Below are 22449 nucleotides of genomic sequence, written 5' to 3'. Positions count from 1 at the left end.
CCGGAAACGAGCGGGGGATCCCGGGGAGGGGAGGAGTTCCGCGGCGGACCCCGCGGACTACGCTTAGGGCCATGGAGAAGGTCCTGTGGTCCAAGCCGGAATCTGAGCGTGCCGGCACACCGTTGCTGCTGCTGTTTCACGGCTACGGATCCTCGCCGGAACGCATGGAGAAACTGTTCCCTCACCTGCCGCAGGAGTTCACCTGTGCGGCGCCCCAAGGTGTGATGGAGATCGGCGACCAGCACGGGTGGTTCCTGCTCGACTACTTCCTGACCAACGACTTCTCCCAGGTCATGGCCTCCTGCACACAGGTTCTCGCCTGGCTGGACGGGATCAAGGCGCAGCACAGCAGTGTCTCGCTCCTCGGGTTCTCCCAGGGCATGGCCATGGCGAGCAGCCTCCTGCGACTCCGTCCCGAACAGTTCCGGGCCACAGTTGGCCTGTCCGGGTTCGTCCTCGACAACGACCTTCTGGCGCTCACCGAGTCCTTCGATCAGCGACCGCCCTTCTTCTGGGGCCGCGACAAGGAGGACCTCGTGATCAACGAGGACGCCACACTCTTCACGGAGGAGTGGCTCGAAGAGAACACGGCCCTGACCTCGCGCAGCTATCCCGGGCTGGGCCACTACATGGCGGTGCAGGAGATGGTCGACGTGAGCGCGTTCCTCAAGTACTACGTGCTCAAGTCCACGGCTCCCGCCGAAGCCGCCTCCTGAAGCGGGCCCCTCGCGGACTAGCGCCCAGCCCGCTCCCCCATTTCGCAAGCTCAATTGGGGCCCCTCGCGGACTAGGCTTAGGGCCATGGCCAAGCGCAAGAAGAACCCCGCCCTGGGAATCGCTCAGAACGCAGCACAGAATGCCATGTTCGACGAACAGGGCAAGCCCCGTTCCGGAATCCACAACATGCTGCTGAAGGCGGTGGATGTGCAGCGTCCGCTCGTCGTCGGGCACATCTCACGGCTGCGCCGCAAGCACCCGAACGCCTCCCTGGCGGAACTCGTCGTGCGACTGGAGCGTCAGTATCTGGCCACCGTCACGACCACCGGTGCGGGCGCCGGCGCCACCGCGGTGATCCCCGGCGTCGGCACCGGGACCGCTTTGGCCGTGTCCGGCGTCGCGACGGCGGCGTTCCTGGAGGCCACCGCACTCTTCGCCTCCAGTGTCGCCGAGCTCCACGGTGTCCGGGTGACCGACCCCGACAAGGCCCGCACCATGGTCATGGCGATCATGCTGGGCGAGGAGGGCACCTCCTTGCTGAGTGCGTTCACCGGGCAGACCATGGGCCGAGGCCGAGGAGCGAGCCAGGTGTGGGGCAGCGTCCTCACCAAGAAGACGTCGACCGCCACCTTCGAACCCGTGAAGGCCGCCATCCAGAAGGCGTTTCTGAAGTCCCTGGTCAAGAAGCAGGGCAGCGCGTTCTTCGGCCGGCTCCTGCCGTTCGGCGTCGGCGCCGTGATGGGCGGCGGCGGCAACCTGCTCATGGGCCGCGCGGTCATCGCGAACACCCGCGAGGCCTTCGGGGCGCTCCCACTCGTTGCCCCCTTCGGCGAACAGCCCGCTCTCCCATCCGACGACGGCGCCGCCCAGCTCGCGTCGACGGCTCAGCCCCCGCAGCACGCGCCGCTGGAGCTGGATCCGCCGACCGCCGACCGGCGGCTCCCCGGCGCCTCCGGAGTGGACGCCGCCGGAACGGACGCACCCGGAACCCCCGGCGCCGAACCGCGCTGACCCGCGCCGCGGCGACCCGGACTGCGTGGGGGCTATCAGCCCAGCAGCAGCGTGGCGACGGTGAAGATGAGCAGGCCGGCCAGTGACCCGACCACAGTGCCGTTGATCCGGATGAACTGCAGATCGCGTCCCACCTGGAGCTCGATCTTCTGTGAGGTCTCCTCGGCGTCCCAGCGTTCCACGGTGTCGGTGATGAGCCCCGTGATCTGGTCGCGGTAGTTGGAGACCACGTAGGCTGCGATGTCGGCCACCCAGGTGTTGACCTTGGCCGCCAGCTCGGGGTCGTCCACCAGGCGACGGCCGAAGTCCCGGATCGCGCCCACGAAGCGCTGGTACAGCTCGCTCTGGGGATCGTCCACGGCTTCCAGGAGCGCTTTCTTGATGGTCTCCCAGGTGCGTCCGGCGATGTCGCGGACCTGCGGATCGCCCAGGATCTGCGCCTTGATCCCCTCGGCACGTTCGATCATCGCCGGATCGTGCTGGAGGTCCTGGGCCAGTTCCTTGAGGTAGGTGTCGATGGCCTGGCGGACCTGGTGATCCGGGTCCGCCTGGATGCCCTTCACGAACTTCGCCAGCTCGATGTACACCTTGTCCCCGACCAGCGAGTCCACGAACCCGGGCACCCAGAGTGGGGAGCGGTCGCTGACCAGGCGGTTCACCGTCTCGTGGTTCCGGCCGACCCAGTCCGCGGCCCGGTCGATCAGCAGGTCCACGAGGTGCCGGTGGTGTCCCTCGTCGAACACCCGCTCGGCGAGTTTGCCGACCGGCGGGCCCCACGGCGGATCGACGACGTGCTTGCGGACCAGCGCCTCGACCACGGCCTGGACGTCGTCGTCCCGCAGCACGGTGAAGAGACCGCGGATGGCGGCCGCGCCTTCCTTCGCGATGCGGTCGGCGCCGGTCGGACCGGTGGCGGGTGCGCCGTCGTCGTGCGTGCCGGAGAGCCACCGGCCCACCGAACTGGCCAGATCCGTGGCCGCGAGCTTGGTGCGGATGACGTCCTCGGAGAGGAAGTTGGTGCCCACGAAGTCGCCCAGGGAGGCGCCGATCTGGTCCTTCTTCCGCGGGATGATCGCGGTGTGGGGGATCTTGAGGCCCATGGGGTGCCGGAAGAGCGCCGTGACGGCGAACCAGTCGGCGAGGGCGCCCACCATCCCGCCTTCGGCCGCGGCCCGGACATAGGCCAGCCACGGGTACTGGTGCTGAAGCGCGAAGGACACCCCGAACACCACGGCCAGGGCGATGAGCAGTGCCAGGGCGATGCCCTTCATCCGGGCCAGCGCGGCGGCCTTGGCGGCGTCACCCGGAGAGGGCAGCGTGCCGCTGTCCTGGGAAATTGGCGCAGTGTTCACGTCCATGCCTCCACCCTATGCCCCTGCCCTGACACGAATGTGGGTAGCTTTATCTCATGACTCAGATCAGCCGCCCCCTCGTCTACGCTCACCGGGGGGCCAGCGAGTTCTTCGCCGAGCACACCCGCGCCGCCTACCTGCAGGCGATCGCGGACGGAGCGGACGGCGTCGAGTGCGACGTGCACCTGACCGAGGACGGCCACGTGGTGCTCCTGCACGACGACGACCTCGACCGCACCTCGAACGGCACCGGACCCGTGGCGGAGAAGACCCTCGCAGAGCTGCGCGAGCTGGACTTCCACTCGTGGAAGGGCGCCGTGATCCCGCAGGAGTTCGGCTCCCCGAGTGAGCAGTTCCTGACCCTGGGCGAGCTTCTGGACATCCTGGCGGGCGCCAGCCGTGGGATCGGGCTGGCGATCGAGTTCAAGCACCCCTCGCCGTTCGGGTTCCGGCTGGAGGAGAATACGCTGGAGCTGCTGTCGGACCGGGGGTGGGAAGCCTCGACGGGGATGCTCGGGAACATCCGGGTCTCCTTCATGAGCTTCGACCCGCAAGCCACCGAACAGCTGCTGGAGACCGTCCCCGCGGATGCCGTGTGCCAGCTCGTGGACGACGTGGACACGGACGAGGTCAAAGAAGACCTCGAGATCGGCAGTCTGGCGGCGAGTGCGGTCGCGCTGGTGCTCCGCGCCGCCGTTCAGCGGGCCGCGAGGATGCTGGACGAAGGCACCGCAGGGATCGCCGGCCCCGGCATCGACTACCTGAAGGCGCATGCCGACCAGGCGCGGCAGTGGCTGGCGGACGGGCGCCGCTTCCGGGTCTGGACCGTGGACGACGACGCCGACGTGGACTACTGCGTGACCTTCGGCATCCAGGAGATCACCACCAACCGCCCGGCCGAGGTGCTGCGTCGGATCTCCGTGGCGCTGGGCGAGGTCCCGGCGGTCTGAGGGGGTTCGGGGACGCAGCTCGGGGCACTCGGCTTTTTCGGCACGTCGTGTCATTGAGGTGGGAGAATCTGGAGTGGAAGGACAGACGCAGTGACTGTCAGCAAGGACCTGTTGCGAGAGGCGTTTGAGATACTCCTTGAGCGCGCAGCCAACGGGGACGATGTTGTTGACCTTGGCGTCGACTATTACTGGTCCATCCCTCCTAGCCGCCCAAGGGGACGTGCTTACCGGCCCACCGGAGCTGACTGTCGGGCAGTACTCAGAATGCACTGAAAATCTGAGCTCTGTCGTCAATGATCCGGAGAACGCTGTCGGTTACGGTCTTGTGTGGCTTGCGGACGTTCTGAGAGCCATCGGAGCCCGCGAAGTGGGCTGAATTGTCACTGCCTCGCTTTCGTGGGGTATGAAGCGGGACTTGACCGGCTGTCGCCGCAGCCGGGTCTCAGTTGTGGATCACGACGGCGGTGTGGGCGTCGGCGTCGAGATGCGCCCGCTCGAAGCGGCCCGGCGACGCGCTAGGGCGAACCGCGCGGTGCCGGGCGAGGTTGGGGCAACCTCTCCAGGGTCGATGTGTAGAGCTCGGTCACGCCGGCGTAAAACATACCGGTGGAACGTTTTCATTTGTCTTGCCACCTCGTGACTCTCGTCATATGGTTCAGTCATCAGTGGCTTCAGAGGAGGGCCTGAAGCCTGCCACTCGCACAACTTCATGGGGATCATATTGGGGACTTTCCGGCGAAAGCCGCTACATCGTGCTGTCTCTTTTGTCATCGCAGGCCTCGGCCTTCCGCTCGTCCTGGTGATAGGAGCGGGCGCGGTTCAAGCGAAAAGCCCTGACGCTGGGGTCGACACGCCGAGCGCCACTGAGCAGGCTGCGCGCAAGGCGAAGGCATCCGGTTCAGCAGTTGAAGTCGGCTCTCTGACCACCGAGACTTCGCGTACTGTCGCACTTCCGGACGGCACTTTCCGGGCCCAGCTTGATTCGCGGCCTGTTCGTGTCAAGGGCGCCGACGGGTGGCGTCCGGTCGATACGACGCTCAGGTCTACGGCAGCAAGCGGGGAACGCCGGTTGGTTCCCCGGAACGCTGTGGCGGACATCGCCATCGCCCAGGGCGGTTCGGATGTCATGTCCTACGTCGGTGACCGGAAGGGAGCCGCCGTCACTCAGAAATGGCCCTTCGGCGCCCTCCCGGAGCCTCTCGTCGAGGGAGACACCGCAACGTATCACTCAGTCCTACCTGACGTGGATCTGGTCCAGATCGTCAGCCCCACCGGTGTATCGCAGGTGCTGGAGGTGAAGACGCGGGAGGCTTTGAAGGACCCGCGAGTTGCGCAGATGAGGTTTTTCCTTCACACCGAAGGCGCCACCGTGAAGGACCGCGGTGATGGCAAGGGTCTTGTGGCGGTGACCGCTGACGGCAAGGCGGCGCTCGAGACCGCCGAAGGTCAATGGTGGGACTCTTCCTGGGAAGGTTCGACAGCGTCGGGCCCCGGTGGACCGGGGTTGCGGAATCCGCTGGGCCTCAGTCTCAGCACTGAGGGCGACCAGCAGGTGCAGAAGCTGGGCATGAGAGGCATTCTGTCGGCGAAGAAGCTGACGTTCCCTGTCTTCGTGGATCCGGATTGGAGCACGAGTCGCTCCGGCTACACCTATGTCGACTCCTTTACGCCCACGGTCTCGTATTGGAACGGCGGCGGCGGTGCTGACGGCACGGTCCATGTCGGGTACCTCCCCCCGGCATGGGATTACACCTACGGCGCCTCTCACGTGACACGGGGTTTCTACCAGTTCAACACCTCGGCGCTCGCCGGGAAGAAGATCATCTCCGCCAAGCTGAACGCCACGGAGACGTGGTCGCCGACGTGCACAGCGCGTCCAGTGAGCGCCTATGTGACGGGCTCAGTCGGGCCCGGCACCACCTGGAACGCGCAGCCCGCCTTCGTCCAGAAGGTGAGCACCCAGAACGTTGCCAAGGGATACTCTGCCTCCTGCCCGGCCGGTTCAGTGGCTTTCGACATGGGGGCCGCCACATCGCAGCTGTCCACGATGTCGCAATGGTCTGTCGGGCTGAAGGCCGACAACGAGAGCGACTCGCTGGGATGGAAGCGGTTCAGTAATACAGCGACCCTGGTTGTCACCTATGACACGCCACCGATTACACCCACCATCTTCACGGTCGATGGGGGCTTCTGGGACGGGCAGCCGTTCGCGCAGGGATCCCGATATGTCACTGCCGTCCCAACCCCGTCCTACAAGGTCAGGGCGAGCGACCCGGACGGAGCTCCGGGCGGTGACATCACCGTGACCATGACGGTCAAGGATCGCGTGACCGGAACGGTCAGGTCTTCGGGCACGACGGCTCCGGGCTCGCCGGCTGACGGAACGATCTTCACCTGGCAAGGCGGCACTCTGGCGGACGGCGATTACGTCCTGGAGGCTTACGCCACCGATGTGCAGGGCTATCGATCGGGCATCATGTCCTTCGCTTTCACTGTCGACACGACCCCCTGAACAACCCACCATCCATCTCCTTCCGGAACCACCGGAACCACTTTGAGCTTGAGGAGCACAGTGTGGGATCACTGAAAAGCCGCCGCTTCCGCATCATGTCGGCGGCCATCGTCGCCGCCTGTCTTTCCGCAGGGATGACGCCTGCGTATGCGGAGGATGCGCCATCGCCTGGAACGAGCGAAGCACCTGTGGCGCCTTCCACGCAGGCGACAGAACCGCCGTCTTCGGAGAAATCCGAAGCGGCCGCCGTCAAAGAAGCCACGTCATCGGGTGCCCCTGTCGTGGTGGATTCGCTCACGACCGAGTCATCGGTGACGACCGCCCAGCCTGATGGGACGGTGAAGGCCGAGATCTCCTCAGAGCCGGTCCGGGTCAAAGAAGGCACGACGTGGCACCCGATCGACACCGACCTCAAGTCCATCGACCAGAAGGGGAAGCCACGGCTCGTTCCGGAACACGTCTTCGCCGATGTGTCGTTGGCCAAAGGCGGCTCCGATGTGATGGCCTATGTGGGCGATCATCGTGGCGCAGCCGTGACGCAGAAGTGGCCTTTCGGCGCTCTGCCCGAGCCCGTCGTCGACGGCGACACGGCGACCTACTCCGAGGTGCTGCCGGGTGTCGATCTTGTACAGCTGGCCCGGCCCACCGGTGTTTCACAAGTGTTGAAGGTGAAGACGCGTGAAGCGCTGTCGGATCCGCGGGTTGCGCAGATGAGGTTTTTCCTTCACGCCGATGGCGCCACCGTGAAGGACCGCGGTGATGGCAAGGGTCTTGTGGCGGTGACCGCTGACGGCAAGGCGGCGCTGCAGACTGCTGAAGGCCAATGGTGGGATTCCTCGTGGGACGGCTCGACGGCGTCTGGTCCTGGTGGCCCGGGACTGGTGTACCCGCTGAGTCTGAGCTTGGGCACTGAGGGCGACCAGCAGGTGCAGAAGCTGGGGATGAACGGCATCCTGACGGCGAAGAAGCTGACGTTCCCCGTGTTCGTGGATCCTGACTGGACCACCAACCGTGACGGGTACACCTACGTGGACTCCTTCTGGCCGACCATGTCCTATTGGAATGGCGGCGGGGGCTCGGATGGCAGCGTGCACGTCGGGTATCTGCCTCCCGAATGGGATTACACCTATGGCGCCTCCCATGTGACGCGCGGCCACTATCAGTTCACGACGTCGGCCCTGGCGGGCAAGAAGATCATCAAAGCGGTCATGAACACGACTGAGGTGTGGTCGCCGTCGTGCACAGCGCGTCCGGTGACGGCGTACGCGACGAGCACCGTCGGTGCCGGCACCACCTGGAATTCGCAACCGGCCTGGGGCACTAAATTCAGCACGGCCAATGTCGCCAAAGGTAACTCGTCATCCTGCCCAGGAGGTACCGTCGGATTCGACATGGCAGCGGGTAAGAACGCGTTGTCCACAGATGCGCAGTGGTCGGTGGGCCTCAAAGCCGACGACGAGACCGATTCCCTCGGCTGGAAGCGGTTCAGCAACGCCGCGTCGTTGACTGTCACCTATGACACTCCGCCGACCACTCCCACCATCTACACCATTGACGGTGGCCTCTGGGACGGGGATCCGTACGCGACGGGGTCGCGGTATGTCACCAGGTTCTCCGCGCCGTTCTACAAGGTTCGCTCGGGTGACCCCGACGGGGCGGTCGGAGGCAACATCACGGTGGCCATGAAGGTGACCCAGGCCGCGAACGGAGCCCTGATGTTCTCCGGGACTTCGGCGCCGGGATCTCCGACGATCGGCACCCTGTTCACTTGGCAGGGAGGGTCGCTCCCCGACGGTCGATACGTGCTGTCGGCCACTGCGACAGATGCCCAGGGCTACAGCTCCGGGACCATGACCTTCATCTTCTACGTGGACACGACTCCACCCAAGTCGCCCACCATCACCCCGTCCGGTGGCTTCCCGGTGACGTCGACGGGTCCGAACCAAGGCTCTACGTCGGCTGTTCCAGGCCAGGACACGGTTTCGTTCACCCTCGGTGACGGTGGCGAGTATGGCGTGGAGAAGTTCATTTACGCCGTGACCAAGGACGGGCAGGTGACGTCGCACCCGGTCACGATGGCATGCAACACCCGAAGCGGCCCCTTCGTTTCCGTCTGTGCCACATCGAACAAGGCCACGATTGACGTCAGTCCAATCGATCAGAACACGGTGATCAGTGCGTGGGCGGTCGACACCGCCGGCAACGTCAATCTCCTCAAAGAGAGCACCAGCGCCACCACATACACGCTGTCGACGGGGGCTCAGGCGCCATTGCCCCATGACCTGCAGCCCGTGACCGTTTCCGGGGGAGCCGCCTGGGCTGATCAAGCGGTGTGCAACTCCGGTTCGCCGAATGTGGCCCTCTGTCCCGATACGGCAGACCAACGGAGCGGCAAGGTGCTCCAGTTCGCAGCGGCGGGGGACAGAGGCGACGTTGCAAGCGGCGCCGTCGACACGTCCAAAGCCTTCACGGCAGCGGCGTGGGTGAAACCGCAGGGCGGGACCGGCATCCGGTCGGTGATCACCCAGGTTGCGGCTTCGGGAGGACCTGGGGCGCGGCTGGGCATTCTGCCCGACGCGGCGAACAAGCCACAGTTCGGCCTGCAGGGCTGGACCAGTGCCACGGCCGATTCGCGTGTCCTGAACAACGCTTCGGGCGGTATCCAGGACGGTGAGTGGGCCTACGTGGTCAGCGCCTATGACCCTCTGAACCAGCAATTGCGGATCACCGTGACCAGTGGTGGACAGGTGACGACGTGGATCACCGCAACAGCTCAGACCCGGTTCCTTGCCTCCTCGGCAGCACAGCCGGTTCGGCTCGGGTATCTTTCGACATCCACTCAGGACCAGTTCCTCGGCTCGGTCTACCGTCCCGTGCTGGCCCAGGGCATCCTCACGGCTGAACAGATCAAGAATCTGACGAGCAGCTTCAACGACAACGGCGAACAAGGGCTGATGAGATGAGCAGAAGATTCCCCGCGAGGACATTCAAAGGTCTGAAAGGCGCGCTTGCCGCTTCTTCGGTGGCGGCGGTACTTCTCGCAGGTGCGGGACTGTACTCGCTCCCGGATACTGTCGAGTCGCCCCAAGAGCAATTGAAAGCCCAGGACCTGCCGGCGGTGTCGGCGGTGCCGTGGGCTCCGAGCGGGGAATCGAAGGGGCTGCCCTTCCTCTCGGGCGCAACGCAGACGCACGATCGACGAGGCCGCGTGGCGGGGACGGAGCAGGTTTCGGTTCCGATCGCTCAAGGTGGGCAATCCACGGTGACGGTCGTGCCGGCGTCGTTCTCCCAGTCCGGGCGGAAAGCCACCGCCGTCCAGCCCCGGACCGTGGCATCGCCGACCAATGACAAAGGCGCGGGTGACTTCTCCGCCCTCCCCGGAACCGGTGCCTCCCAGTGGGGATCCACGTCCCAGACGGGTGGGTTCACATGGTCGTATCCCTTGCCGGGCCGCGAAGCGCCAGCCGGCGGATCACCGTCGCTGTCCCTGTCGTACGATTCCTCTCGCGTGGATGGATTGACGGCGGCCACCAACAACCAGGCCAGCACGATCGGAGACGGGTGGGTTCTCGCGGGACTGGGTTCGATCCGGCAGAAGTTCGGTTCGTGCCTGGACCAGGACGTCGCCGATTCCTACGACCTCTGCGGAAACAAGGGCGGACAGTCGTTCTCCATCGCGTTCGGCGGACGTTCCGGGAAAATCATCAAGGACGCCGCGTCGGGCGTTTTCAAGCTTGAGAACGATGACAACACCAAGATCGAGTACCTCACCGGATCGGGCCAGAACGGTTCCTACGACGGCGGGTACTGGAAACTGACCGACACCGCGGGCACCCAGTATTTCTTCGGACGGAACAAGCTTCCCGGATGGGCCAACGGATCTGCGACGACCAACTCGGTGGACACGGTCCCCGTGGGTGCGGCGAACTCCAGCCAACCGTGCGCTGCAGGATCCTTCGGCGCGTCGCTCTGTCAGCAGGCGTCTGCATGGAATCTCGACTACGTCGTGGATGTCCACGGCAATTCCCAAGCGGTCTACTACGCGCAGGACACCAACTTCTACGCCTCTCAGAAGGGCACCGGAGCACGGTTGTCCTATGTGCGGTCCTCCCGCCCGATCAGGGTCGACTACGGGATGCGCTCCGGTGACGAGCTCGAGGCCAACGCGGCCCCGTTGCAGTACGTTTTCAGCTACACCGGACGCTGCACCGGGACGGATTGCAGCAAGGGCAGCGACATTCCCGCGACGTACTCGTGCACCGCCTCGGGAACGTGTGAGATGCAGTCGCCCACGTTCTACTCAGACCAGCGCTTGCAGACCATCACCACGAAGACGCTGGTGGGCTCCGCTTACCAGAACATCGACACCTGGACTCTGGCACACACGTTCCCGGACCCGGGCGACGGGACCAAGCCCGCCCTCTGGCTGGGCTCCGTCACGCACACCGCCGCGGATACGACGTCGGGCCGCACAGCTGTGACCGATCCCGCTGTGGTGTTCTCCGGCCAGACGCTGCAGAACAGGGTGTGGGTAGTGGATGGCCAGGCGCCCCTGGACCGTTACCGCATCTCCGGAATCAAACTGCCCACCGGTGGCGTGGTGTCTGTAAGCTACCTCGCGGCGGAATGCACGCCGACGAATCTGCCCGCGTCTCCTGAGACCAATAACAAGCGCTGTTTCCCGCAGCGGTGGGCTCCGACCACTCCGATTCCTGAGACTGCCCGTACCGATTACTTCCACATCTACCCGGTGGCAGCCATCGGCATCGCCGCGGGCCCGGGTGGCGGAGTCGACATGCTCACGCGGTATCAGTACATCGGCACCCCCGCCTGGAAGTACCCCGAGCAGAAATACGTGACGGGTAAGGGCGGCACGGACATGACCTGGTCCGTGGCGGCCGGGTGGGCTCAGGTGAAGACCATCAAGGGCAATAACTCGGGTACGGCGAATCCCACGTCGATCACCACGTATCTGAGAGGACTGGACGGCACCCCGTCCGATTCAAGTGGCGGCACCAGAACGTCCACGGTGACCACCACGGATGGCACCGCCATCACGGATTCGCCGTGGCTGACGGGCATGCAGGTGGAGACTCAGAGTTTCCTCGGTGACACCACAACGCGCCTGTCCAGCTCCATCACCGTCCCCTGGGCCTCGTCGCCGACGGCGACGTCGACCGCAGCGCTGGGTTCGGCAACTGCTCGCCACATCGGGGTTGCCACCCAGAAGACGGTCCAGGCGTCCGGTCAGACGGCGGCTCCCATCAATGGGGCCAGGTCCCGGACCACGACCCTGACCCACGACGGTTACGGCCGTGTCACGGCCGCGAGCAACACCGCGCAGACCGGTGGCACGGATGCCTCGTGCCAGCTGACGGTGTTTGCGGACAACACAGGCGCGAATCTCCTGGGGCTGCCCGCCACTCAGACCACGCGAAAGGGTGAGTGCTCCGGCGGCACCAGCACCGGGGATATTCTGACCGCGTCGCGTACGCTGTACGACTCCTCTGCCTCCGCTGATCCAGGGAGCAACGGGTATCAGGCTCCAACCAAGGGCCAGGTGACCCGTACCGACACGGCGACCGAGACCAACGGTGGGTCGGTGTCGACGTGGCTCACGGGCGACACCATCGGCTATGACTCGCTCGGCCGGGCCATCAGCTCGACCGATCCGACCACCGGGACCGACCGGGTCACTGCCACGACCTACAGTCCCGCCACGGGCCTCCCGACGACGGTGACCTCCACCAATCCCTTGGGGTGGACGTCGAGCCAGACGTTCGATGCCTCCCGCGGTTCGGCCCTTACCGCCACGGATGTCAACGGCAACGTGTCCACCAGTGAATACGATTCATCCGGACGCCTGGTCAAGCAGTGGGACGCGCTTCGTCCCAAGGCGAACTATCCCACTCCGTCGCTCGCCATCACCTACGCGGTGTCGCAGACGGCGCCGTCGTCCATCAAAACCGATCGGGTCAACAACTCGGGTGGGATCGTCAGCGGGTATGCGATCTTCGATGGGCTGGGCCGTGCCCGTCAGACGCAGACGGCTTCGCCGATCGGTGGCACCATCGCCACGGACACGTATTACAACAGTGCTGGAGATCTCGCTAAGAGCGTCCACGAGTACTACATGACGAATGCGCCGTCGGGGACGCTCTTCATCCCCACCATCGCGGTCCCGTCCTCCACCACCTACGCCTACGATGCCGCAGGACGTGTCACAACGACCTCGGACGTGGCCAATGACAATCAAACCCTGTGGACCAGCACGCTGGCGTACGCGGGGACCGACACGGTCACCAGCACCGGCCCTACTCCTCCGGGAGGCACAGCTGCGGCGTCGGCGAAGCAAAGCGTGACGGACCTCAACGGCAGCGCTGTGGCGAACGTCCTGTTCCGCGGCCCGACCACAGCGTCGGCGAAGGACACCAGCACGTACACCTTCGACACGCTCGGACAGATGACCTCGATGAAGGACGTCGCCGGCAACACGTGGAGCTGGACCTACGACGCCGCGGGGCGCCAGGTCTCCGCCACTGACCCGGATGCCGGCGCGAGTTCGCTGAGCTACGATGCGAGCGGGCGGCTGGCGACCTCCACTGACGCTCTCGGCACGGTCACGAAGAACGAGTACGACGCGTTGGACCGCTCGATCAAGACGACCGTGACGGTCAGTGGGGGAACGGAGAAGACCCTCGTCACTCGGAGTTATGACACCGAGAAGAAGGGGCAGCTCAGTTCCGAAACCCGGTACAACGGGGCGAACTACGATCAGGCCGTCATCTCCACCTACGCGAACTACAACGCCAACAACCAGCCGGGAACGTCCACCGTGACTGTTCCGTCCGGGCTGGGAACCTTCGCCGGGACGTACACCACGACAGCAAGCTACCGGCAGAACGGTCTTCCCAACACCCAGAGCATCCCGGCATTGGGAGGCCTGGCCGCGGAGACCCTGACGTCGTCCTACGACAGCGCCGATCGACCGATCGCCCTCGAAAGCAATCTCGGCGACAACATCGCCACGAACGGTGCTTACAACAACCTGGGCTGGCTGGGGTCCTTCCAACAGTGGGACAAGAACTCGGTCTACTCGACCAACCCCACTGTCGGCACTACAGCCACGTACTTCGACTATGACGCGACCACGCAGCGTGTCGTCGCTGTCCGGAGTGACAACAAGTCCAAGGGTGTGATCGCCGACCTCGGCAAGACGAGCTACAAGTACGACGCCGCAGGCAAGATCACCAACCGGAATCAATCCTGGTCCGCTCGGACCAATAAGCCAGTCGACAATCAGTGCTTCGCCTATGACTATGCGGATCGTCTGGCCGCTGCCTGGAGCCCCACCGCCGCCTGCGGTGCTGCCCCGGCATCAAGCGCCACCTCTGTCACGGGCCTCGGAGGGCCGGCGGCCTACGCCCAGACCTACACCTACACGGCAGGTGGGGATCGTGCGCAGGTCAAGCGCTTCGGTCCCACCGGTGCCCTGGCGTCGACTGAGGCGTACAGCTATCAGGGAACCAGCCACCGTCTGTCCGGGATGACGAGCACCCCCGCCACCGGGACTGCGACTTCCGCATCGTTTGGGTGGGACGCTGCGGGACGGATGACCACGAGGGCCGGGCAGACGCTGAACTACACGGCGGATGGCAAGCTCGCCGGCACGTCAGGCAGCACCACGCTGTCTGGTAATCCCAACCCGAACAGTGCTTCGGGCAACGCTCCTGCGTCGACGGCGACAGGTGACACTCAGCGGTTCTATACCGCCGGTGGAGACCTCATCGGAATCACCGACGGGACTGGAACGACGTTCACTCTGGGAATGACGACGGCGCACGCCACGACGGCCGGCGCTGTCACCGCAACGCGGTCGTACAGCTTCGCCGGGAAGGCAGTCGCCGAGCGCACAGCCAAATCCGGGGTTTCCCAGCTGACCGTCATCATCAGCGATCGGGTGAACACCGGTCAGACGATGGTCCTGCCGACGACGGCGACTGCCGGTACGACCGCTGTCGTCAGGTTCACTGATCCGTATGGTCTGGCCCGTGGACCGACCCAATCGGCGGTCGCCAACGCCGCTTTCGCAGCCGCGCCTGCTGGTGCACGCGGAGTGGGAAGCAATGCCGCCAACCCTGCCGGGTTCGGCGCCGTCAATGGTTATATCGGCAAGCTGGCCGACTCGCAGTCGAAGCTCGTTCAGGTGGGCGCCCGAGAACTCGACCCGACGCTGGGGGTCTTCACTGCGCCGGACCCGGTCCTGGACAAGTCCACTCAGCGACTCTTCAGCCCCTACATGTATTCGGGAGCGGATCCGGTCAACTTCTCCGACCCCAGCGGCCTGTTCCTATGTGACGTGTGCAACGGGTACGAGTCGCGTCCCAACGTGCCGATCAATCACACGAACGGCCCGATCAAGGACTATGGCAAGAAGTGGGAGCAAGCCCAGTATGGCACTCTGACTGTCGCACCGGGCGGCCCTGGAAACTACTACTACGGCACGAGCAATCCTTACTGGCGGTACACCGGGCTGCCAGCCCGAGCCAACGTTCCCACTAGTTCCAAGGTCAAGTTGCCGTCTACGATGACGAACGGTTGTGGATTTGGAGGTTGTGGTGCTGCCGTGTTCGGGGAGCAGCTCGGACGGGTAGTCGACGTGGCTCTTACGTTTGTTGACGAGCCAACTGCTGCCATCGGACGATGGGCTATTGGACAGAGCCAATCCAAGGGGACGCGGATATACAAGGACTCGGGCACCTACATCGATTCCATGAAGAAGCGCCTTGAGACTTCGCTGGGCCGAGATAGGATCATTAACAAGCTCCGCCAGGGTGGCTCTGTCGAGGATGAGGATGCCGGATACAGTGCGGGTAGCCCGGGCCCGAAAAATCTGAACTTCCTGCTGGACGCCTGTACGCTAGCGCAATGGGGAGGAGAATGCTGGGGAATGCGGCCCCGAGCAATCACTGCCCTCGGGACGTACGACCTTACGATTCGGGTTGTTTCTGTCGATCGCGCCAACAAAACTGCCCTCCTCTCGTACTCTGGGCATAATGACATGACTTTGGGATCGGCATTTGGAATAAACCAGAACATGCGAAGGTGGCTGAATTCGATTCCCTCCCCGAACGGACCCTTTTCGAAGCAACCGCAAGAGTTCAGTTGGACGGAGAAGGTTAGTTGGTAAGAACATTTAGACTATTCGCGGTTGCGATCCTGGTTTGTGCATTGAGTGCGTGCGTGCCGAGTCCCTCCAAGTTTTCGAGCGAAGGTCTTGTTGGTTCTTGGAGCACCGATGGTCCTGGCGGACGTTCTGGAACGATCCGCTTCGATGAGAATGGGAATTTTCGCGGCACAGGGCTTCCAAGTAAAGTGTTTGTTTCTCCAAATAGTGCCGGGTTTGGCGGGCCTCCCGATTGGAACAAGGTCGAGGACATTTCTGGAGGATGGGCGATCCGAGAAGACCGAGCGAGCAACCAAATCTTCGTGGTGGTGGACATTCGGGGGAGGCTCAACGGCGCGAAATTTGAAGTAAAGGAGCAAGACGGCGTGGCAACCCTCGAGTATCCGGTTGGATATCGCGACGGTGAAAGTGTTCTTCAATTTAGACGAAAGTAGTGGGGGTTTATTCCCCCGGCTCGCAAGGGGTGGTGGCCACCTCGCGTGACTTCGTACGACTCGTCGGCCTCCGCCGATCCGGGGAGTAGCGGGTATCAGGCTCCCACCAAGGGACAGGTAACCCGGACCGACACGGCGACTGAGACCAATAGTGCGTCGGTTTCGACGTGGCTCACGGGTGACACCATCGGCTATGACCCGCTCGGCCAGGCCATCAGCTCGACCGATTCACCGGGACCGACCGGGTTACCGCCACGGGTCTCCCGACGACGATGGTCCTGCCGACGACGGCGACTGCCGGTACGACCGCTGTCGTCAGGTTCACTGATCCGTATGGTCTGGCCCGTGGACCGACCCAATCGGCGGTCGCCAACGCCGCTTTCGCAGCCGCGCCTGCTGGTGCACGCGGAGTGGGAAGCAATGCCGCCAACCCTGCCGGGTTCGGCGCCGTCAATGGTTATATCGGCAAGCTGGCCGACTCGCAGTCGAAGCTCGTTCAGGTGGGCGCCCGAGAACTCGACCCGACGCTGGGGGTCTTCACTGCGCCGGACCCGGTCCTGGACAAGTCCACTCAGCGACTCTTCAGCCCCTACATGTATTCGGGAGCGGATCCGGTCAACTTCTCCGACCCCAGCGGCCTGTTCCTATGTGACGTGTGCAACGGGTACGAGTCGCGTCCCAACGTGCCGATCAATCACACGAACGGCCCGATCAAGGACTATGGCAAGAAGTGGGAGCAAGCCCAGTATGGCACTCTGACTGTCGCACCGGGCGGCCCTGGAAACTACTACTACGGCACGAGCAACCCCTACTGGCGTTATACGGGCCACAACCAACCCAAGCCGGGCTATAACCGTTACGGCTGTGGATCGCTTGGTTGCGCGAGCACCTTCTACACGCCGAACAAGAACTTCATCAGCACGGAAATGTCTGCGCAAGAAGTTCAGGTGATGGCTACCACGGCAGTCGTGGGTGTCAGCCTGATGGTCTGTCCGTTCTCGGGAGGCTTTACATGCGCTCTGGCTGCGGGGATTACTACCTGGATCGGCCAGACTGTTGTGGATCAGGTGGAAAACCCTGGCCATACGATCGGTCAATCGATAGGAGCAGCAGCTCCGGGGGCGATCGCGGCCATGATCCCGATTCCCGGGGCGGGATCGCTCGGCGCAGTCGGCAAGACAGCCTTGTCCAGCGGGTCTCGAATTGGGCTCAATGCTGCAGCTGGGAACGGGGCGCGTGACCTGATTGCCGCCACGCACCTAGGCGCAGGCATTGAGGCGACTGTCAAGACTGGCCTTGGAGTTCGGCGCCTTGACATCCTCACATCAGACGGAATCGCTATTGAATCCAAGCTTGGTCGGACGTCATTGACGAAAGAAGTCCGTGCGCAGGTCGCTAAGGATGCATGGCTGCTGAAAAACGACGAGAATATTCATGAGGTCTGGTGGATATTTTCAAGGAGCGGAGTTACTGGTAAGGTTGGCCCGACCGCCCCGCTAGAGCGCGCTCTCAACGACGCAGGTATCAAGATAGGTTATGCTCCATGAGTGTCAGATGGGAAGAATATTCGCCTCAGCCAGTCGAATCCTGGCCTGACGTAAAGAACCTCTCTCGCGCTGAAGCGCGCCAATTCTTCAACGAGACTATGGAAACCAGGAGTGCTCGCGTGAATGAATTGCGAGACCTGCTCGCTCTGAACGGAATTGATCTGGATGGCTCCGACGATTCAATTTCCGATCTTGACACTTGGTTTTTCCATAATATCGAACCGGATCCTGATGTTCCGGGACGACTGCTCCCGATGTGGTATTCGGTATGTCGCGACATCGGCCTATTTTTAGGCGACATTATGATTAAACGTCACCCGAATCTTCGATGGGAATTCTTCATCTGGGGGCGATCCAATGTTTCTTACCAGAAACATGTGATCATGGGATTCGGCGCCGAAGACCCTAAGCATCGGACGAATTTGGATGTGGACAGGGCTGTGGCGACATACGGCCATAGAATCGTCGCAGATCGGGGATCGGTTCAAACGTATGGAACTGTCGATATTAGAGGCGTAAACCTCGATTTGGATGCAGTCTTATACGAGCACAAGCGCCCGGCAGTGCACCCAGATCAGTTTCAACAGTTGCTCAACACGGCCGCGCGGAGGGCCTAGGTGAGGATGCTTGCGGTGCTTGGGTAGGCCACTTTGGCGGGGAATCGGCGACAATTGCTGAGAGGTCCTCGCCATCGTCTCAGGTCTAACAGAGGTACTGCGTCCCGCGCGGCGGACCTCGCCCACGGAGTGAAAGAGGTCGGAGGCTGGGGCGTCACGGCGTTGACATCCCGGGAGAACGAGGGCCGCTTCGGAAAGTTCATTTGAAATAGGAGTTCCATGAAAAGGGAAGAGCGGGCTATCCGAAGCCTATTGATCAGCGGCCTCGACGATTGGGTCCTGCTCCAAGAAGTCATATGGTACTCAACTTTCGAGGAGATCACCGAAGAATCAAAACGTCTCACATTGCGAGTCTTGCGAAGGCTATTCGAAGAGGGGCTGATGGTTCCTGGAGATCTCGCGGAGGGCGGATTCGTAGATTGGACGGATGAGCCGGAGGGCTGGTTGGACCGTGCTGAGCGTGAACTGGAAGCCTTGAACTGGAGCCCCAGGACTGATGGCTTCTGGTTGCGAACGACTGAGAAGGGCGACGAACTCGCGAAGACGTACCGGAAATAGCTGAGCTGTCAGGGTCTTAGTCGATGCTCTTCTGCGCTCCGATCGAATTGACGCTAGTACTTCGCGGCGATCTTACCGCAATGAATCGGATCCTAACGCTTCCGTGGTCCGAGGTAAAAGGTGCTCAGAAGGACCTCGGCGTATCTTTGATCGTGGAACGAAGCGCAGTTGTTGCGGTTCTCCATGATTTGTTGGAGGGCAGGTTCCCGTTGCCACAGATTCAACAGTGGGCTTCACTTGTTAGATGGGGCTATGTCGCTACCGCTAAGATCTCCGGCGCTGTGAGACCGCTTGATATTGAATTTGAAGAGGCGTGGGAGGAGGAGATCTCCGCGGTCATTGAACGGCTCGATGAAATTGGGGATCGAATTGACGGTAGTCTTGACCGGGCTCAGATCGTCTCGCTACTTATGTTGCTCAATGACAAAGAATAGTGGGGCGTCAGTGGGGTCGGATGTTCATGGGACTATTGGAGCCTCGGCCGTGAGATCTGGATACAAGATCCTATTAGTCAGCTCGGTCGGTGAACGTGACGGAATGTCTATCGAACTTGCTCTCGAGAGTGGAACGCGTATTGCGGAGGTTTTCGAGAATGAGGACAGCGGTGCCCGAACCGTCACCTTGTTTAGGGGAGAGATTCCGCTTGATGTTCTGGAATGGTTTCTTCAAGAGGCTAAGGAAAGCTTGTAGCGATTAAGCTTCTCAGTGAGCGGAGATCGGCGCCGCCACATGGTGAGTAGACCTAGCTCGAACGTTTGGTATTAGAGGCTTGAGAAGCCAATTGACCTGAAAAAGAATTTCGAGACCATAGGGGCGGTGTTGGCGCGAAGGACCGAATTGAAAGAACAAAGGTGGCTTGGCTGAATCATGAGGAGTTTAGGATGAACCTTCGCAAGTTCGAAGGTCCTCGGACCAAGCCCAGGCGTGGCGACATATTCGACATGCAGATTGGTGAGTTCCGGATTCCCGGACGCGTCGTTTCGACGTCGATGGTCGTAACCGGGATTCCCGACTGCATCGTGGTGTACCTCTTGAAGCCGGTCTCGACGGATTGGACACCTGATGATCGAGCCCCGTTGCAGGTGAACAACCTTCTGCTTCCACCGCAGATCGTCGAGAAATATGCATGGAGTGAGCGATATTTTCGGACGCTCGAGAGATCTCACTTCGGGCCGGGTGAACTCCTTGAGCGAAATCGCTTCAAGATCCCGCCGAATCTTCCCGGTATGGCTCGATATGAGGGCAAGTATTTCGACGAGAACGGCGACGAATCAGATGCCTCTGACTTTTTTGGGAGGTACGCCAGTGGTTCGCACGGCACCGTGAATATCGCACTTTCGAAGGCCTTGGGTCTCGAATACCGGATTTCGGACAGCTGAGGTGGAGTGAGATTCCGGTCGCACTCGGCGCGCCTGGCAGATTCGTTGGAGCGACGTGAGCTTTCGGTTTTCCTGAATGCGCGTGGACCACTCCCCGCGAAAGCGCACTTGGTGATCTGTGGTCTGACGAGAAGGATGCCATCATGCCTGATCCGATCCTGTTTGACCCCGACCAGTTGCCGCGGTTCAGCAGTGGCGTGACCATCATGGAGGCGACCACGCGCTCATTGAATCCTCGATCAACCGCCTGATCCCGTGGAACTGGTCTGATGGCGAGGTCGGGCTCGACGAGCGCGTAGTCGAGGATATGGCTGAGAAGATCGCGTTCTCCTGAAAGCCTTGGCGGGCCTGGCCTTCCCGGGCAGAAGGGTCGAGACTTGGGTGACGGTCGATTACGGCCCCACCGTCGTACTGAGCACGACGGACCCCGGCTAGCGGTGGCCCTTCGAAGGAGATGATGCAGCCCGATGAACGAGGAGTTCCGGCTGCGGTGGACATCCAGGCCTGACGGCTTCGCCGACGGTCGTCCCGATGCTCTGGTCAATTTCCGCATCCCCGCCGTCTACGTAGCGGCGAAAGCCATCCCCGCCACAAGTGAGATCGTCAAGGGCTACCTGGATGGATGGATCGATGTTTCCGACGTCGTGCACCTCGCAGAGAAGTTCGGGGAGGGGTCGCCATTAGGGGAGGAACTTTCGCTCTTGCTGTCTTATCAGTACGACGAGGTTCCGGACCTGATCCGGGAATCGACCCATACTGACGCCCGCCCGGGCGAAGAGGCCCGCCGCCTCTGGCTCTACCTGGCTTTGTCATGGGTGAGAGACCATGAGCCGGACTTCGACGAGCCACTCCGAACAGTCGAAATGCTCTTCGCCGACTTCGACTACCCGGACGATGTTGCGCCGTTTGCTGACTTCATGCCCACCCCGCAGGGTGAGGAGCCCGGGGTGAGAGGCTTGTATGCGCGGTGGCGAGCGTATCTGGACCGTGAGGAGGCTTACTTCAAGCGGGACCGGAGGTGACGGTTGCCGTGTTGGAGGGGACGTGGGCGCTGATCGGCCAGGCGCCGTCGGTCAGGGAGTGACCCAGCGGCTCAGCCCAGGGGCAGCTGGAGACTCGGCACCGGGGTCTGGGGCGGGAGCTCGCGGGTTGCCGCGGCGGGGCGCAGCGAGTCCTCGATGAGGGCGACCGGGCGGCGCCAGGCGCTCGTGCCGCGTTCGATGGTGTCCACGGAGCCGATCAGCATGGCGACGATCCGGATGACGTCCTCCTGGGACACGTCGCCGCGGATCGTGCCCTGACGCTGCGCACGGCCCAGGAGCATCCCCAGGGCCTCGATGATGTTCCCGCTGATGGTGGTCAGGACGCCGCGGCGGCCCACCAGGGCGTCCAGCAGCGCGGATTCCTCGGCCGCCACCTGGACGATCGACTCGATGACCTGCAGGAGGCCGTCGCCGGCATCCGGGGCGGCCAGGGCCTGCACGACCACCGGATCCACGTGCTCCCGCAGCTGCCGCGAAATGACCGCGAGCACCAGGGCTTCCTTGTCGGCGAAGTTCCGGAAGAGCGTCGCCGGGCCCACCTTGGCGGTCTCCGCGATGACCTGCAGCGGAACTTCCGGGCCACGCTCGTGGAAGCACTCGCGGGCGGCCGTGATGATCTTCTCGACGTTCCGCGCCGCGTCTGCACGCAGCGGTCGGCCCCCCTGACGGTATTCCATCTGATCAGCATAGCCAGCCGTGGCACACTAAGGGCGGAAGCGGTCGAAGGTACCGCTTTCATGACATGACCCCGACGAAAGGCAGCCCCATGATCGTCGCATTCTCCGTCGCCCCCTCCGGCGCGCCCGTGGGATCCGAAGCCCCGAGCGACGCCTCCGTTCATGACGCGGTGGCCGCCGCGGTCAAGGTCGTCCGCGAATCCGGTCTCCCGAATCACACCAGCTCCATGTTCACCGAGATCGAAGGTGAATGGGACGAGGTGATGGACGTCGTCAAGCGCGCGACGTTCGCGGTCGCCGAGTACGGCTCGCGCGTCTCCCTGGTTCTCAAGGCCGACATCCGTCCGGGCTACACCGGCGAACTGAGCGGCAAGGTGGAACGGCTCGAAAAGGCCCTCGACGACCTCTCGTGAACCTCCTCACGACCTCTACCGGCGGGCCCGGCCGCGTGCCTAGCATGGCCTC

General features: G+C 63.1%; 16 protein-coding genes. 14 read left to right on the top strand and 2 right to left on the bottom strand.

Annotation, left to right across the window (positions count from 1 at the left end):
• Positions 1–71: 71 nt before the first annotated feature.
• Complete coding sequence (locus tag AB6732_RS16275) at positions 72–716, top strand: alpha/beta hydrolase (protein ID WP_370960926.1); 645 nt, start codon at positions 72–74, stop codon at positions 714–716.
• 85 nt (positions 717–801) lie between these two features.
• A complete protein-coding gene (locus AB6732_RS16270; protein WP_370960925.1) occupies positions 802–1728 on the top strand; it encodes a hypothetical protein in 927 nt (308 codons plus the stop codon).
• A gap of 35 nt (positions 1729–1763) precedes the next feature.
• Here AB6732_RS16270 and AB6732_RS16265 read toward each other — a convergent pair whose 3' ends face one another.
• A complete protein-coding gene (locus tag AB6732_RS16265) occupies positions 1764–3086 on the bottom strand; it encodes a DUF445 domain-containing protein (protein ID WP_370960924.1) in 1323 nt (440 codons plus the stop codon).
• A 50-nt stretch (positions 3087–3136) separates the two neighbouring features.
• On the opposite strand from AB6732_RS16265, the gene AB6732_RS16260 reads away from it, so the two are divergent.
• The 11 genes from AB6732_RS16260 (at position 3137) to AB6732_RS16210 (ending at position 21286) form a co-directional block, all read left to right on the top strand.
• A complete protein-coding gene (locus AB6732_RS16260) occupies positions 3137–4030 on the top strand; it encodes a glycerophosphodiester phosphodiesterase (protein WP_370960923.1) in 894 nt (297 codons plus the stop codon).
• 1087 nt (positions 4031–5117) lie between these two features.
• A complete protein-coding gene (locus tag AB6732_RS16255; RefSeq protein ID WP_370960922.1) occupies positions 5118–6542 on the top strand; it encodes a hypothetical protein in 1425 nt (474 codons plus the stop codon).
• A 62-nt stretch (positions 6543–6604) separates the two neighbouring features.
• A complete protein-coding gene (locus tag AB6732_RS16250) occupies positions 6605–9505 on the top strand; it encodes a LamG-like jellyroll fold domain-containing protein (RefSeq protein ID WP_370960921.1) in 2901 nt (966 codons plus the stop codon).
• Between the two features lie 545 nt (positions 9506–10050).
• The gene (locus tag AB6732_RS16245) at positions 10051–15732 is read left to right on the top strand and encodes an RHS repeat-associated core domain-containing protein (protein WP_370960920.1); all 5682 of its coding nucleotides are present in this window, start codon (positions 10051–10053) and stop codon (positions 15730–15732) included.
• 53 nt (positions 15733–15785) lie between these two features.
• Entirely contained in the window at positions 15786–16163 is a 378-nt protein-coding gene (locus tag AB6732_RS16240) for a hypothetical protein (RefSeq protein ID WP_370960919.1), read from the top strand.
• A 410-nt stretch (positions 16164–16573) separates the two neighbouring features.
• Positions 16574–17710, top strand: coding sequence for an RHS repeat-associated core domain-containing protein (locus AB6732_RS16235; RefSeq protein WP_370960918.1), 1137 nt, complete (start codon positions 16574–16576; stop codon positions 17708–17710).
• Positions 17711–17829: 119 nt separating this feature from the next.
• Positions 17830–18327, top strand: a complete 498-nt coding sequence (locus tag AB6732_RS16230; RefSeq protein ID WP_370960917.1) for a hypothetical protein — start codon at positions 17830–17832, stop codon at positions 18325–18327.
• Positions 18328–18546: 219 nt separating this feature from the next.
• Entirely contained in the window at positions 18547–18885 is a 339-nt protein-coding gene (locus AB6732_RS16225) for a hypothetical protein (protein WP_370960916.1), read from the top strand.
• Between the two features lie 80 nt (positions 18886–18965).
• Complete coding sequence (locus tag AB6732_RS16220) at positions 18966–19319, top strand: hypothetical protein (protein WP_370960915.1); 354 nt, start codon at positions 18966–18968, stop codon at positions 19317–19319.
• Positions 19320–19766: 447 nt separating this feature from the next.
• Positions 19767–20264: a hypothetical protein gene (locus AB6732_RS16215; RefSeq protein ID WP_370960914.1), complete on the top strand. Its 498-nt coding sequence runs from the start codon at positions 19767–19769 to the stop codon at positions 20262–20264.
• Between the two features lie 467 nt (positions 20265–20731).
• Positions 20732–21286 (top strand): DUF2247 family protein, encoded by a 555-nt coding sequence (locus tag AB6732_RS16210; RefSeq protein ID WP_370960913.1) that lies wholly within the window; start codon positions 20732–20734, stop codon positions 21284–21286.
• 71 nt (positions 21287–21357) lie between these two features.
• Here AB6732_RS16210 and AB6732_RS16205 read toward each other — a convergent pair whose 3' ends face one another.
• On the bottom strand, positions 21358–21984 hold the full coding sequence (locus tag AB6732_RS16205; RefSeq protein ID WP_066216965.1) for a TetR/AcrR family transcriptional regulator: 627 nt from the start codon (positions 21982–21984) through the stop codon (positions 21358–21360).
• A gap of 89 nt (positions 21985–22073) precedes the next feature.
• Here AB6732_RS16205 and AB6732_RS16200 point away from each other — a divergent pair, with 89 nt between their 5' ends.
• A complete protein-coding gene (locus tag AB6732_RS16200; RefSeq protein WP_370960912.1) occupies positions 22074–22397 on the top strand; it encodes an MTH1187 family thiamine-binding protein in 324 nt (107 codons plus the stop codon).
• Positions 22398–22449: the final 52 nt, after the last annotated feature.

Source organism: Arthrobacter sp. RCC_34, from assembly GCF_041360795.1.
Lineage (GTDB): Bacteria > Actinomycetota > Actinomycetes > Actinomycetales > Micrococcaceae > Arthrobacter_E.
The sequence above is the reverse complement of the archived record's forward strand: the minus strand, read 5'-3'. Positions and strand labels throughout refer to the sequence as shown.